This window comes from Streptomyces sp. NPDC040405 (genome assembly GCF_055595765.1).
In genome coordinates, this window is the sequence record NZ_JBVIVI010000001.1 from 1,286,853 (window position 1) to 1,303,606 (window position 16,754).

The following is a 16,754-nucleotide window of genomic DNA, read 5'->3' on the forward strand; positions in this document are numbered from 1 at the left end:
TCGGCTCCTTGCGAAGGGGGAGGTGGTGCTCATGAGTTCCGTACGCTCCCTTTCAGGAGGAGCCGAGTTCGTCGTCGAGCAGGTCGAAAAGCTCGTCGTCGGTTGCGGATTCGAGGTCGTTGTCGTCGGTGGCACCGTCGGCGGCCGCGTCCTGCGCGTCGTTCCACTTCGCCAGCAGCGCCTGGAGGCGCATGGTGATCCGGGAGCGGGTCACGCTGTCGTCCGCGGCCCCCGCAAGGGCGGCTTCCAGCCGGTCGAGTTCGCCGAACACCGACGGGCCGCCGCCGTCCCCGTGCGGGAGTTCCGCGCGCAGATGGTCGGCGAGGGCGTCGGGCGTCGGGTAGTCGAAGATCAGCGTGGCGGGGAGCCGGAGGCCGGTGGCCGCGCCGAGCCGGTTGCGGAGTTCGACGGCGGTCAGCGAGTCGAAGCCCAGCTCCTTGAAGGCCGCGGCCGGTTCGATGGCCGCCGCGCTGCCGTACCCGAGCACGGCGGCCACCTGGGCGCACACCAGGTTGAGCAGGAAGCGGTCCCGTTCGGCGGCGGACATGCCCGCGAGCCGCTCGGCGAGGCTCGTCGCCTCGTCCGCCCCGCCGCCACCGGCCGCGGCGCGCCGCATCGGGGTACGGATCAGCCCGCGCAGCAGCGGCGCGACCCCGGCGGCCGACTGGGCGCGCAGGGCGGCGATGTCCAGTGCGGCGGGGATCAGCACCCCGTGTCCGGCGAGTCCGGCCACGTCGAACAGGGCCAGGCCCTCGGCGTTGCCGAGCGCGTTCATGCTGCCGCGGTTCATCCGCTGCCGGTCGGCGGTGGCGAGGGTGGCGGCCATGCCGCCCTCGTCATCCTCGTCGTCCCACAGGCCCCAGGCCAGCGAGACGGCGGGGAGGCCGTGGGCGCGCCGGTGCTGGGCGAGGGCGTCCAGGAAGGTGTTGGCCGCCGCGTAGTTGCCCTGCCCCGGGTTGCCGAAGACACCGGCCGCCGAGGAGAACAGCACGAACTTGGCGAGGTCGAGGCCGCGGGTCAGCTCGTGCAGGTTCCACGCCGCGTCGACCTTCGGCCGCAGCACCCGCTCGACGCGCTCCGGGGTGAGGGATTCGACCGTCCCGTCGTCGAGCACGCCCGCCGAGTGGATCACGGCGGTGAGCGGGTGTTCGGCGGGGATGTCGGCCAGGACGGCGGCGAGCGCGTCCCGGTCGGCCGCGTCGCACGCCGCCCAGGTGACGTCGGCGCCCAACCCGTGCAGCTCGGTGGCGAGTTCGGCGGCGCCCGCCGCCTCGGCGCCACGGCGGCTGGTCAGCAGCAGGTGCCTGGCGCCGCGTTCGGTCACCAGGTGGCGGGCCAGCAGCCCGCCCAGGGTGCCGGACGCGCCGGTGACCAGCACCGTGCCCGCCGGGTCGAGGCCGGACACGGCCGCCTCGTCCAGCGCGGCCACGCGCGCCAGCCGCGGTGCGTACGCGGCACCGGCGCGCACGGCGAACTGCGGTTCGTCCGTCCGCAACGCGGCCAGCAGCGCGGGGAGGGAAGCGTCGGCGGCGCTGTCCACATCGGCCAGCACGAACCGGCCCGGGTGCTCGGCCTGCGCCGACCGCACCAGGCCCCAGAGCGCGGCGTGGGTGAGGTCGTCCACGCCCTCGGCGGTGTTCTCCCCGTCCGTCGTCACGGCCACGGCGCCCCGGGTGAGCATCACGAGCCGGGAGTCGGCGAACCGCTCGTCGGCCAGCCACTCCCGTACGAGGGCCAGCGCCCGCAGGGTCACGGCGTGCGTGGCGGCGGCCATGTCCCCGGGGGCGGTGAGGTCGGGCAGGCACGGTACGAGGACCACGTCCGGCGCGATCCCCTCGGCCTCGACCGCCTCGCCGAGCGCGGACAGGCCCGCGTAGGTCTCGGCCTCGATCCCGGTGTCGGCCAGCGCCGCGGTGATCTTCAGGTCGCCGCCGCCGGTGTTCTCCAGGACGGCCCACAGGGCGGTGTCGTCCGACTGGTCGGCCGCGGGCAGCGCGGCCCAGTCGACGTGGAACAGCGACTCGTGGTGGCGGGCGTTGCTCGCGTTGAACTGCCTGGGGTCGAGCGGCCGGAGCGCAAGCGAGCCGACCGACACCACCGGGGCACCGGCCTCATCGGCGATCTCCAGCGCCACCGCGCCCTGCCCACCGCCCTGCCCGGCCGGGGAAACCCGCACCCGCAGGGCCGTCGCACCGACCGCGTGCAGCCGTACGGCGTCCCACGAGAACGGCAGCCGGGCCTGCCCGGCCTCCTCCTCCGGGAAGAACTCGCCGAGGCCCACCGTGTGCAGCGCGGCGTCCAGCAGCGCCGGGTGCAGCCCGTACGCACGGGCCTCGCCCTGCTGCTCCTCGCCCAACGCCACCTCGGCGAACACCTCGTCGCCGCGCCGCCATGCCTTGCGCAGCCCCTGGAACACCGGTCCGTACGCGAGGCCGAGGGCGGCGAAGCCGTCGTACAGGCCGTCGACGTCGATCGGCTCGACGGTCGTGCCGTCGACGTCCGCCGGGGGCCACTCCGTCAGGGGGGCGGTGGCCACGGCGCCGGAGACCGTGAGCACACCGGCCGCGTGCCGGGTCCACGGCTCGTCGGCGGCGTCCTCCGGGCGCGAGTAGATGTGCAGCGCGCGCCGCCCCTCGGCGCCCTCGGGCTCGTCCACGGAGACGCGCAGCTGCACCGCGCCACGCTCCGGAAGGACCAGCGGCGCTTCCAGGGTCAGCTCCTCGACCTGGTCGCAACCGACCTGGTCACCGGCCCGGACCGCCAGTTCGACCAGGGCCGTCCCCGGCAGCAGCACGGTGTCCATGACGGCGTGATCGGCCAGCCAGGGGTGCGTACGGAGCGACAGCCGTCCCGTGAAGAGGAAGCCCTCGGAGTCGGGCAGGTCCACCGCCGCACCCAGCAAGGGGTGATCGGCGGAGCCGAGACCGGCCGACACCACGTCGCCCACGGCCCCGGCGGGGGCCTCCAGCCAGTAGCGCTCGCGCTGGAAGGCGTACGTCGGAAGCTCGGCGCGGCGTGCCCCGGTCCCGGCGAAGTACGCGTCCCAGTCCACCGCCACGCCACGGACGTGCGCCCGCGCGACGGCGGCCGTCAGCGCCTCGGCCTCGGGACGGTCCTTGCGGAGGGCGGCCGCGAAGGCGGCGTCCTCGCCGGTCACGCACTCCTGCGCCATCGCGGTGAGCACACCGTCCGGGCCCAGCTCGACGTAGGTGGCGACGCCCTGCGCTTCGAGGACGCGGATGCCGTCGAGGAAGCGGACGGCTTCGCGGACGTGGCGTACCCAGAAGTCGGGGGTCGTGATCTCGTCGGCGGAGGCGATGTCGCCGGTCAGGTTGGAGACGATCGGGATGCGCGGGGCCTCGTACGAAAGCCCCTGCGCCACCTCGCGGAACGCGTCCAGCATGCCGTCCATGCGCGGGGAGTGGAAGGCGTGGCTGACCGTGAGCCGCTTGGTCTTACGGCCCTGGGCCTCGAAAGACGCGGCGATCTCCAGGGCGGCGTCCTCGTCGCCCGCGATGACCACGGAGGTGGGGCCGTTGAGGGCGGCGATGCTCACGCGGTCGGTGAGCAGCGGCGCCACCTCGTCCTCCGACGCCTGCACCGCGATCATCGCGCCACCGGCCGGAAGCTCCTGCATCAGACGCCCACGCGCCGCAACCAGCTTCGCGGCATCCGCGAGGGACAGCACGCCCGCCACATGCGCGGCGGACAGTTCGCCGATGGAGTGGCCGGACAGGAAGTCCGCCTTCAGACCCCAGGTTTCGACCAGCCGGAACAGCGCCACCTCGACCGCGAACAGCGCGGGCTGCGTGTACCCCGTCTGGTCCAGCGCTTCCGTATCGTCCCCGAACAGCACCGTCTTCAGCGGCCGTTCGAGGTGCTGGTCCAGCTCATCGCAGACAGTGTCCAGCACCTCGGCGAACGCCGGGTAGGCGTCGTACAGCTCACGGCCCATCCCGAGGCGCTGGCTGCCCTGTCCCGTGAACAGGAACGCCACCTTGCCGTCGCTCACCAAGCCCTCGACCAGCCCGGGAGCCGACTCGCCACGCGCCAGCGCGTCCAGTGCGGCGCGGTCGTCGCCGACCACCACCGCACGGTGGTCCAGCGCGGCGCGCGTGGTGGCGAGCGAGTAGCCGAGGTCGCCCGGAGTGATCTCCGGGTGTTCGTCCAGGTGGGAACGGAGCCGCACGGCCTGCGCCCGCAGCGCGGCCGCCGTCTTGGCCGACAGGACCCACGGCGTCACGCCGGGCGTCACCGCCACGTCCTGCGACGCCTCGTCCTCGACCGCAACCGGCGCCTGCTCGATGATCGTGTGCGCATTGGTACCGCTGAACCCGAAGGACGACACGGCGGCGCGACGCGGCCGGTCGGTCTCCGGCCACTCCCGCGCCTCACCGAGCAGCGACACCGCACCCGCGGACCAGTCGATGTGCGGCGACGGCTCATCCGCGTGCAGAGTCCGCGGCAGCATCCCGTACCGCATCCCCATCACGATCTTGATGATGCCCGCGACACCGGCCGCGGCCTGCGTGTGGCCCATGTTCGACTTGATCGACCCGAGGAGCAGGGGCCGGTCCTCGGGGCGGTCCTGCCCGTACGTGGCGAGCAGCGCCTGCGCCTCGATGGGGTCGCCCAGCGACGTACCCGTACCGTGCGCCTCCACCGCGTCCACCTCGGCAGCGGACAGACCGGCGTTGGCGAGGGCCTGCCGGATGACGCGCTGCTGCGACGGGCCGTTGGGGGCGGTGAGGCCGTTGGACGCACCGTCCTGGTTGATCGCAGAGCCACGCACGACGGCGAGCACCGGGTGGCCGTTCTTCCGGGCGTCCGACAGCCGCTCCACCAGCAGCATGCCCGCGCCCTCGGACCATCCCGTGCCATCGGCATCCGCGGAGAACGCCTTGCACCGGCCGTCCGCCGCGAGCCCGCGCTGACGGCTGAACTCCACAAACGGCGCCGGAGTCGCCATCACCGTCACACCACCGGCCAACGCCAGCGAGCATTCGCCGTTCCGCAGCGCCTGCACCGCCAGGTGCAACGCCACCAGCGACGACGAACACGCCGTATCCACCGTGATCGTCGGCCCCTCAAGCCCGAACGTGTACGCCAACCGGCCCGAGATCACACTCGCCGCGTTGCCCGTACCGACGAATCCCTCGACGCCTTCCGGAAGCGCCGGGAGCGAGGACGCGTAGTCGTGGTACATGACGCCCGCGAAGACACCGGTCCGGCTGCCGCGCAGGGTCGTCGGGTCGATGCCCGTCCGCTCGAACGCCTCCCACGACGTCTCCAGCAGCAACCGCTGCTGCGGATCCATGGCGAGGGCCTCACGCGGGCTGATGCCGAAGAAGGCCGGGTCGAAGTGGCCCGCTTCCGCCACGAAACCGCCCTCGCGGGCGTATGTGGTGCCGGGGTGATCCGGGTCCGGGTGGTAGAGGCCGTCCAGGTCCCAGCCACGGTCGGTCGGGAACTCGGCAATCGCGTCCCGGCCCTCCATGACCAGCCGCCACAGATCCTCCGGAGACTCCACGCCACCCGGGTAACGGCAGCCCAGACCCACGATCGCGATCGGCTCGTCATTCGCAGCGGACACCACGACCGGCCCGGCGACGGCCGCCGCCGTGCCACCAAGCTCCGCGCGCAAGAACTCCGCGAGCACCACGGGCGTCGGGTAGTCGAAGACCAGCGTCGCGGGCAGCCGCAGCTCACTCGCGGCGCCCAGCGCGTTCCGCAGTTCCACCGCCGTCAGGGAGTCGAAGCCCAGTTCGCGGAAGGAGCGACCGGGTTCGACGGTCTCCGGACCGGCGTAGCCGAGCACCGCAGCGACGTTGGAGCGGACGAGGTCGAGCAGCAGGTCGAGTTGTTCGGGCTCGCCGAGCCCGGCCAGCCGCTGCGCCAGCGCGCCCGATGCGGCCGCGCCCTCCGCCGTACGCCGTGCGGGTGCGCGTACCAGCCCACGGAGCAGCGACGGCAGCGCGCCGCTGCTCGCCTGCGCCCGGAGCGCGGCCATGTCCAGCGACATCGGTACGAGCAGCGGCTCGGCCGCGCTGTGAGCGGCGTCGAACAGCTCCAGTCCCTCGGCGGCCGAGAGCGCGGCGACGCCGCCTCGGGTTATGCGGGACACGTCCGCGTCGTCCAAGGCACCGGTCATCGCGCTGGCGTCGGCCCACAGGCCCCAGGCGAGGGATGTGGCGGGCAGGCCCTGCGCCCTGCGGTGCTGGGCGAGGGCGTCCAGGAAGGTGTTGGCGGCGGCGTAGTTGCCCTGACCCGCGCCGCCGAAGACACCGGCAGCGGAGGAGAAGAGGACGAATGCCGACAGGTCGGTGGTTGCCGTCAGCTCGTGGAGGTTCCACGCCGCGTCTGCCTTCGGGCGCAGTGTCTTGGCCAGGCGGTCCGGGGTGAGGGACGCGATCACGCCGTCGTCCAGCACGCCCGCCGTGTGGACGACGGCTGTCAGCGGATGCTCGGCCGGAATGGCTGCGAGGGTCGCGGCCAGTGCGTTGCGGTCGGCCGCGTCGCAGGCCGCCCAGCGCACGTTGGCACCCAGCTCGGTCAGCTCGGCGCCGAGTGCGGCCGCACCGGGGGCGTCCGCGCCACGGCGACTCATCAGGAGCAGCTGGCGGACGCCGCGCTCTGCCACCAGGTGGCGGGCCAGCAGGCCGCCCAGCGTGCCGGTGGCACCGGTCACCAACACCGTGCCCTCGGCGGCGAACTCCGCCACGGCATCGGCATCGGCGTCGTCGGAGGCCGACGCCCGCGCCAGGCGTGGCGCTCGCAGCACGCCGTCTCGTACGGCCACCTGCGGCTCGCCCGATGCCAGTGCGGCGGAGAGCGCACGAGACGAGGCGTCTTGGCCGTCGGTGTCTACGAGCACCAGGCGATCCGGGTTCTCCGACTGTGCCGAGCGGACCAGGCCCCATACGGCGGCTTGGGCCAGGTCGGTCACCGGATCGGCCGGACCGGCGGCTACGGCGCCTGAGGTCAGGAGGACTAGGCGGGTGTCCGCGAAGCGGTCGTCGGCCAGCCACTGCTGTAGTAGGGCCAGGGTGTGGGTGGTCGTCTGATGCGCCGCCTCGGCGGGGGAGATTTCCCCCACCCCGCCCCTTCCCGCAGCACCGATATGCGGCTCCGCCGCGTGGTGGGGCTCCGCCCCAAGACCCCGGTCCTCAAACGCCGGACGGGCTGAAGATGCCGCACCGTCCGCGTGCGCGCCAGAACACCCTTCGGGCGTGTCCTCAATCGCCGGACGGGCTTGATTTGCCGCACGTGGGCCGTCGAGTGCCGCGTCCGTGGGGGCTTGATTTGCCGCAACCGGGCCGTCGAGTGCCGCGCCCGGGAGGGCTGGATTTGCCGCACCTGGGCTTTCAAGTGCCGCGTTCGTGCGCCCTTCGGGCGTGTCTTCAAACGCCGGACGGGCTTGGTTGGCCAGGGGCACCACTACGTACTCCGGCAGCGGCGTTCCGGTGTCGGCGGCGGCTGCCAGCTCGGCCAAGTTCGCGTACGTGTCGAACCGCTGCGCCAAGCCAGGGACATCGGACCCCAACAGCGCACACCGCCCCGCCTCGCCCGTGGCCGAGACCTCGGGCCAGTCCAGGCGGAACAGCGAATCCTGGCGGCCGCCCCGCGCGCCGCTGATCTGCTCAGGCGACACGGGCCTCAGCATCAGCGAATCCGCCACCAGAACGGCACGGCCCGCACCGTCAGCCACCGCCAGCGACACCGCATCCGTACCAGCGGCAGACAACCGCACCCGCAGCACCGACGCGCCCACCGCGTGCAGCGACACGCCCGACCACGAGAACGGCAGCCGGGCCCCCTCGCCCTCGATCAGGCCGCCCAAGCCCACGGCGTGCAACGCCGAATCCAGCAACGCCGGATGCAGGCCGAACGCACCCGCATCGGACCGCGCATCCTCGGCAAGCTCCAACTCGGCAAAGACCTCATCGCCCAGCCGCCACGCGGACTTAAGCCCCTGGAAAACCGGGCCGTACGCCAGCCCAAGGCCCGCCATGCCCTCGTACAGACCCTCGGTCTCAACCCGCGTCGCACCCTCCGGAGGCCACACCTCCAGGTCCAGCGACCCGGGCGCCGCGCCCTCCGCCAAAGCACCCGAGGCGTGCCGTACCCACGACTCGTCCGCAGCCGCGTCCTCAAGCCGCGAGTACACCTCGAACGCACGAAGCCCATCGTCGTTCGGCGCGCCGACCGACACCTGAAGCTGAACGCCACCCACCTCAGGAAGCACCAACGGCGCCTCCAGCGTCAGCTCCTCCAGCAGATCACTCCCCAGCTCATCACCAGCACGAAGCGCCAACTCCACGAACGCCGTGCCCGGCAGCAACACCGAGCCCATCACCACGTGATCGAGCAGCCACGGATGCGTCTGCACCGACAACCGCCCGGTCAGCAGCAGCCCGTCACCACCCGCGAGCGGCACGGCAGCCCCCACCAGCGGGTGATCCACGGTCGCCAGACCCAACCCGGCCGTGCCACCCAGCGCGGCGGCCGGGACCTCCGGCCAGTAGCGCGCGTACTGGAAGGCGTACGTCGGCAGGTCGACCCGCGCGGCACCCGTACCGGCGAAGACGGCATCCCAGTCCACCGCCACGCCACGGACATGTGCCCGCGCGACGGCGACTGTCAGCGCCTCGGCCTCGGGACGGTCCTTGCGAAGGGTGGCCGCGAAGGCGGCGTCCTTGCCGGTCACACACTCCTGCGCCATCGCGGTGAGCACACCGTCGGGGCCCAGCTCGACGTACGTGGCGACGCCCTGCGCTTCGAGGGTGCGGATGCCGTCCAGGAAGCGGACCGCCTCGCGGACATGGCGCACCCAGAAGTCGGGGGTGGTGATGTCGTCGGCGGAGACGATGTCGCCGGTGAGGTTGGAGACGATCGGGATCTTCGGGGCCTCGTACGTCAGCCCCCGCGCCACCTCACGGAACGCCTCCAGCATCCCGTCCATCCGAGGGGAGTGGAACGCGTGGCTCACCGTGAGGCGCTTGGTCTTCCGGCCCTGCGCCTCGAACGAGGCGGCTATCTCCAGAGCCGCGTCCTCGTCACCCGCGATCACGACCGACGTCGGACCGTTCACAGCGGCGATGCTCACACTCTCGGTGAGCAGCGGCGCCACCTCGTCTTCCGATGCCTGGATGGCAATCATCGCGCCACCCGCCGGAAGCTCCTGCATCAGACGGCCACGGGCCGCGACCAGCTTCGCGGCGTCCGCGAGGGACAGCACACCGGCCACATGCGCGGCGGCCAGCTCACCGATGGAGTGGCCGGAGAGGAAGTCCGCACGCAGACCCCATGCCTCGACCAGGCGGAACAGCGCCACCTCCACCGCGAACAGCGCGGGCTGGGTATAGGCCGTCTGGTCCAGCATCGAAGCGTCGTCCCCGAACAGGGCCGTCTTCAGGGGCTGTTCGAGGTGTGTGTCGAGCGCGTCGCACACCGCATCCAGCGCCTCCGCGAACACCGGGTACGCCTCATACAGCTCACGGCCCACCCCGAGCCGCTGGCTGCCCTGACCTGTGAACAGGAACGCCACCCGCCCACCGGCCACGGAACCCTCAACGAGCCCAGCAGCCGACTCGCCGCGCGCCAGCGCCTCCAGACCGGTCAGCAGCCCGGCGCGGTCCTCGGCTACGACGGCCGCGCGGTGGTCGAAGGCGGACCGGGTGGTCGCGAGCGAGTAGCCGAGGTCGAGCGGGCGCAGGTCGGGGTGAGCACGCACATGCGCGGCCAGGCGCTCGGCCTGGGCGCGCAGGGCGGCCGCGCTGCGGCCGGAGACCATCCAGGTGAGCGCGGGCGCGGTCTCGGGAGCAGTCTCCACAGCCACGGAGGCCGGAGCCTGCTCGATGATCGTGTGCACATTGGTGCCGCTGATGCCGAAGGACGAGATGCCCGCCCGGCGCGGGCGGCCGGTCTCCGGCCACCGCGTCTGCTCCGCCAGCAGCGACACCGCGCCCGCCGACCAGTCGACGTGCGGGGACGCCTCGCCCGCGTGCAGGGTCTGCGGCAGCACCCCGTGGCGCATGGCGAGGACCATCTTCATCACGCCCGCGACACCGGCCGCGGCCTGCGTGTGGCCCATGTTGGACTTGATGGAGCCGAGCAGCAGGGGCCGGTCCTCGTCCCGCTCCTGGCCGTACGTGGCGAGCAGCGCCTGCGCCTCGATCGGGTCGCCCAGCGTCGTACCCGTACCGTGCGCCTCCACCGCGTCCACCTCGGACGCCGAGAGACCGGCACCGGCCAGGGCCTGGCGGATGACGCGCTGCTGCGAGGGGCCGTTGGGTGCCGTCAGACCGTTCGACGCCCCATCCTGGTTGACGGAGCTTCCGCGTACGACCGCCAGCACGGGGTGGCCGTTGCGGCGCGCGTCCGACAGGCGTTCCACGAGCAGCATGCCCGCGCCCTCGGCCCAGCCCGTGCCGTCAGCGTCCGCCGAGAACGCCTTGCAGCGGCCGTCGGCGGACAGGCCGCCCTGTCGGCTGAAGCCGATGAAGGTGGCGGGGGTGGCCATCACCGTGACACCACCGGCCAGTGCCAGCGAGCATTCACCCGCCCGCAGGGCCTGTATGGCCCAGTGCAGGGCGACGAGCGACGACGAGCACGCCGTGTCGACCGTGACCGCCGGGCCCTCCAGCCCGAGGGCGTACGCGACGCGGCCGGAGGCGATGGAGCCGGTGCTGCCGGAGCCGATCGCGCCCTCGCCGCCGCCGTCGGGTGACTGCTCCACGAGCGTGGCGTAGTCGTGGTACATGACGCCCGCGAAGACGCCGGTCCGGCTGCCGCGCAGGGTCGTCGGGTCGATGCCCGCGCGCTCGAACGCCTCCCACGACGTCTCCAGCAGCAACCGCTGCTGCGGGTCGGTGGCCAGCGCCTCGCGCGGCGAGATCCCGAAGAAGGTGGGGTCGAAGTCGGCCGCGTGGTGGAGGAAGCCGCCCTCGCGGGTGTACGAGGTGCCCGGGTGCTCCGGGTCCGGGTGGTAGATCGTGTCCAGGTCCCAGCCGCGGTCGACGGGGAAGCCGGAGATCGCGTCCTGGCCGGTGGCCAGCAGCTGCCACAGCTCCTCGGGGGTGCGCACTCCGCCCGGGAAGCGGCAGCTCATGGCGACGATGGCGATCGGCTCATCGTCGACCGCGCTCGCGGTCGCTGTCGGTACGGCCAACTTGCCCTGCGTACCTGCCAGTTCGGACCGAAGGTGTTCGGCCAGGACGAGGGAGGTCGGGTAGTCGAAGACCAGCGTCGCGGGAAGTCGCATCCCGGCGGCCGCGTTCATGCGGTTGCGCAGTTCGACGGCCGTCAACGAGTCGAAGCCCAGGTCGCGGAAGGCGCGATCGGGGTCCACGGAGTCGGCGGAGCCGTAGCCCAGGACGGCGGCGACCTGCGTACGGACCAGGGTGAGCAGCAGGTCGAGCTGTTCGGCCTCGCCGAGCCCGGCCAGCCGCTGCGCCAGCGCGCCCGTCCCGGCCGAGCCCTCCGCCGTACGCCGTGCGGGTGCGCGTACCAGCCCACGGAGCAGGGGCGCCACCACGCCGGATGACGCGGCCTCGGCCCGTACCGCCGCCAGGTCCAGCCGGACCGGCACGAGCAGCGGCTCGGCCGCGCTGTGAGCGGCGTCGAACAGCTCCAGTCCCTCGGCGGCCGACAGTGCGGCGACGCCGCCCCGGGTCATCCGGGACACGTCCGCGTCGTCCAAGGCGCTGGTCATTCCGCTGGCGTCGGCCCACAGGCCCCAGGCGAGGGATGTGGCGGGCAGGCCCTGCGCCCTGCGGTGCTGGGCGAGGGCGTCCAGGAAGGTGTTGGCGGCGGCGTAGTTGCCCTGACCCGCGCCGCCGAAGACACCGGCAGCGGAGGAGAAGAGGACGAATGCCGACAGGTCGGTGGTTGCCGTCAGCTCGTGGAGGTTCCACGCCGCGTCTGCCTTCGGGCGCAGTGTCTTGGCCAGGCGGTCCGGGGTGAGGGACGCGATGACGCCGTCGTCCAGCACGCCCGCCGTGTGGACGACGGCTGTCAGCGGATGCTCGGCCGGAATGGCTGCGAGGGTCGCGGCCAGTGCGTTGCGGTCGGCCGCGTCGCAGGCCGCCCAGCGCACGTTGGCACCCAGCTCGGTCAGCTCGGTGCCGAGTGCGGCCGCGCCGGGGGCGTCCGCGCCACGGCGACTCATCAGGAGCAGGTGGCGGACTCCGCGCTCTGCCACCAAGTGCCTCGCCAGCAGGCCGCCCAGCGTGCCGGTGGCACCGGTCACCAACACCGTGCCCTCGGCGGCGAACTCCGCCACGGCATCGGCATCGGCGTCGTCGGAGGCCGACGCCCGCGCCAGGCGTGGCGCTCGCAGCACGCCGTCTCGTACGGCCACCTGCGGCTCGCCCGATGTCAGCGCGGCCGACACCGCCGTGTGCGCATCGGCTGCGCCGTCTACGTCGACGTCGACCAGTACGAAGCGGCCCGGGTTCTCCGATTCGGCGGAGCGGACCAGGCCCCATACGGCAGCTTGGGCTAGGTCGGTCACCGGGTCGTCTGTAGCGGCGGCTACGGCGCCTGAGGTCAGGAGGACGAGGCGGGTGTCCGCGAAGCGGTCGTCGGCCAGCCACTGCTGTAGTAGGGCCAGGGTGTGGGTGGTGGCCTGATGCGCCGTGGTGGCGGGCGAGGAGGTTTCCCCCACCCCGCCCCTTCCCGCAGCACCAATATGCGGCTCCGCCGCGTGGTGGGGCTCCGCCCCAAGACCCCGGTCCTCAAACGCCGGACGGGCTGAAGATGCCGCACCATCGGCGTGCGCGCCGGAACGCCCTTCGGGCGTGTCCTCAATCGCCGGACGGGCTTGAATTGCCGCACGTGGGCCGTCGAGTGCGGCGTCCAAACTGGCTTGATTTGCCAGGGGCACCACTACGTACTCCGGCAGCGGCGTTCCGGCGTCGGCGGCGGCCGACAGCTCGGCTAGGTCCGCGTACGTGTCGAACCGCTGCGACAGGCCGAGCGCATCGGAGCCCAGCAGCACGCACTTGCCCGGTGTGCCCGTGGCCGATACTTCGGGCCAGTCCAGGCGGAACAGCGACTCCTGGCGTGCGCCGCGCGCGTTGCGGATCTGTTCGGTGGCCACCGGGCGCAGCACCAGCGAGTCCACCGACAGCACGGCACGGCCCGCACCGTCAGCCACCGCCAGCGATACCGCGTCCCCGCCCACGGGCGACAGGCGCACCCGCAGCACCGACGCGCCCACCGCGTGCAGCGACACACCCGACCACGAGAACGGCAGCCGGGCACCCTCGCCCTCGATCAGGCCACCCAGACCCACCGCGTGCAGTGCCGAGTCGAGCAAGGCCGGGTGCAGGCCGAACGCACCCGCCTCGGACCGGGCCTCCTCCGGCAACTCCAGCTCGGCGTAGACGTCGTCGCCCAGCCGCCACGCGGACTTCAGCCCACGGAACACCGGGCCGTACGCCAGCCCAAGGGCCGCCATGCCCTCGTACAGACCATCCAGTCCGACCGGCGTCGCACCCTGCGGAGGCCATACGCCCAGGTCGAAGGAGGCCGAAGGGGAGCCCGACGCCAGGACGCCCGTCGCGTGGCGCTCCCATACCTCGTCCACGGCCGCGTCCTCGGACCGCGAGTACACCGTCAGCGTGCGCCGACCCGACGCGTCGGGGGCGCCCACCGACAGCTGAAGCTGAACGCCGCCCACTTCGGGAAGCACCAACGGCGCCTCCAGGGTCAGCTCCTCCAGCAGATCGCAGCCCACCTGGTCACCGGCGCGCACCGCCAGCTCCACGAACGCGGTTCCCGGCAGCAGCACCGAACCGGCCACCGTGTGGTCCGCCAGCCACGGGTGGGTGTCCAGGGCGAGGCGGCCGGTGTAGAGGAAGCCGTCGGTGTCGGCGAGCGCCACGGCGGCGCCCAGCAGGGGGTGGTCTGCGGCGCCGAGCCCGGCGGACGTCACGTCGCCCATCGGGTATCCGGCGTCCAGCCAGTACGTCTCGCGCTGGAAGGCGTACAGCGGAAGGTCGGTGCGCGTGGTGTCCGTACCGGCGAACACCGCGTTCCAGTCGGGCGAGACGCCGCGTACGTGTGCCCGGGCGAGGGCGGTGGCCAGGCTCCGGACCTCCGGGCGGCCAGTGCGCAGCGCGGGGACAAGGGTGGCGTCGTCACGGGTCAGGCAGTCCTGTGCCATGGCGGTGAGCACACCGTCCGGGCCCAGTTCCACGAACGTCGTGACGTTACGGTCCTCAAGCGCGCGCACGCCGTCGAGGAAGCGCACGGCCTCGCGGACGTGGCGCACCCAGAAGTCGGGGGTGGTGATGTCCTCGGCGGACACCACGGAACCGGTCAGGTTGGAGACGATCGGGATCTTCGGGGCCTCGTACGTCAGCCCCCGCGCCACCTCGCGGAACGCGTCCAGCATCCCGTCCATGCGAGGGGAGTGGAAGGCGTGGCTCACCGAGAGGCGCTTGGTCTTACGACCCTGCGCCTCGAAACCGGAAGCGATCTCCAGAGCCGCGTCCTCGTCACCCGCGATGACGACCGACGTCGGACCGTTCAGCGCGGCGATGCTCACACGCTCGGTGAGCAGCGGCGCCACCTCGTCTTCCGACGCCTGGATGGCAATCATCGCGCCACCAGACGGCAGCTCCTGCATCAGACGGCCGCGAGCAGCAACCAACCGGCACGCGTCCGCCAGGGACAGCACACCCGCCACATGCGCGGCGGCCAGCTCACCGATCGAGTGGCCGGAGAGGAAGTCCGGCCGCAGACCCCACGCCTCGACCAGGCGGAACAGCGCCACCTCCACCGCGAACAGCGCGGGCTGAGTGAACGCCGTCCGGTCCAGCAGCGAGGCGTCATCGCCGAACAGGACGCCCTTCAGCGGGCGTTCGAGATGCGGGTCCAGTTCGGCGCACACCTCGTCCAGGGCAGCGGCGAACACCGGGTACGCCTCGTACAGCTCACGGCCCATCCCGAGCCGCTGGCTGCCCTGGCCCGTGAACAGGAACGCCACCTTGCCGCCCGCCGCCTTGCCGTCGAACAGCCCGGGCGCGGGCTCCTCGCGGGTCAGGGCGTCGAGGGCGCGTACCAGGCCGTCGCGGTCGTCGAGGTCGTCGGCGACGATCGCCGCGCGGTGCTCGAAGGCCGCCCGGCCGGTGGCCAGGGAGAACGCGGCGTCGGCGAGCGGGAGTCCGGGGTTGGCGTCGAGGTGCGCGCGGAGGTTCGCGGCCTGGGCGCGCAGCGCGGGCCGGGACTTGGCCGCGATGGTCCACAGCGGCAGCGTGGCGGCGGGGGCCGCGGCCGGGGCGGCGTCTTCGGCGGTGGGCTGCGCCTCGTCGGCGGCCGGGTCGGGCGCCTGCTCGATGATGGTGTGCGCGTTGGTGCCGCTGATGCCGAACGAGGACACCGCGGCGCGGCGCGGCTGTCCGGTGTCGGGCCAGGCGCGGGTCTCGGTGAGCAGCGAGACGGCTCCGGCGGACCAGTCGACGTTGGGGGTGGGCTGGTCGACGTGCAGGGTCTGCGGAAGGACGCCGTGGCGCATCGCCATGACCATCTTGATGATGCCCGCGACACCGGCGGCGGCCTGGGTGTGGCCGATGTTGGACTTGATGGACCCCAGCCACAGCGGCTGGTCCCCGTCCCGCCCCCGGCCGTACGTGGCGAGCAGCGCCTGCGCCTCGATGGGGTCGCCCAGCGTCGTCCCCGTACCGTGCGCCTCGACCACGTCGATCTGCCCGGCGGAGAGCCGGGCCCCGGACAGGGCCTGGCGGATGACGCGCTGCTGGGAGGGGCCGTTGGGGGCGGTGAGGCCGCTGCTGGCGCCGTCCTGGTTGATGGCCGAGCCGCGGACGAGGCCGAGCACCTGGTGGCCGCCTGCGCGGGCGTCGGACAGCCGCTCCAGCAGCAGCATGCCCGCGCCCTCGCCCCAGCCGGTGCCGTCGGCGGCGCCCGCGAAGGACTTGCAGCGGCCGTCGGCGGCCAGCCCGCGCTGGCGGCTGAACTCGGTGAACGTACCGGGGGTGGCCATGACGGTGACGCCACCGGCCAGCGCCAGCGAGCACTCGCCCCGGCGCAGCGCCTGGGCGGCGAAGTGCAGGGCGACCAGGGAGGAGGAACAGGCCGTGTCGATGGTGACGGCCGGACCTTCGAGGCCGAAGGTGTACGCGACGCGGCCGGAGGCGATGGACCCGGAGCTGCCGTTGCCGAGGAAGCCCTCGACGTCCTCGGGCGCCGTGAACAGCCGGGACGCGTAGTCGTGGTACATGACGCCCGCGAACACGCCGGTCCGGCTGCCCTGGAGCGTCGTCGGGTCGATGCCCGCCCGCTCGAACGCCTCCCAGGAGGTCTCCAGCAGCAGCCGCTGCTGCGGGTCCATCGCAAGGGCCTCGCGCGGCGAGATGCCGAAGAACGCCGGGTCGAACTCGGCGGCGTCGTGCAGGAAGCCGCCCTCGCGGACGTACGGCTCCTGGCCGCTGTCCGGCTCGGGGTCGAAGAGGACGTCCGTACCCCAGCCGCGGTCGGTGGGGTACGGCGAGGCCGCGTCACCGCCGCGGGCTACGAGGTCCCACAGCTCCTCGGGCGTCCGCACACCGCCCGGGTAGCGGCAGCTCATCGCCACGATGGCGATCGGCTCCTGCTCGCGCTCCTCGACCTCGCGCAGCCGCCGCCGCGCCTCGCGCAGGTCGGTGGTGGCCCGCTTGAGGTAGTCGAGGTACTTCTCTTCGTTCGCCGTCGCCATTACGCCGTCTCCGCGGTGCTGAGATGAGTCGATG

General features: G+C 72.9%; 1 protein-coding gene. It reads right to left on the bottom strand.

From position 1 onward, the window contains the following. Positions 1-52: 52 nt before the first annotated feature. Positions 53-16,720 carry a type I polyketide synthase gene (locus ACZ59A_RS05480; RefSeq protein ID WP_470953808.1) on the bottom strand — a complete coding sequence of 5,556 codons (16,668 nt, stop codon included), beginning with the start codon at positions 16,718-16,720 and terminating at the stop codon, positions 53-55. Positions 16,721-16,754: the final 34 nt, after the last annotated feature.

Bases quoted from the DNA above. Each gene is read 5' to 3' on its own strand.
- ACZ59A_RS05480 (WP_470953808.1), bottom strand. From the start codon at position 16,720: ATGGCGACGGCGAACGAAGAGAAGTACCTCGACTACCTCAAGCGGGCC.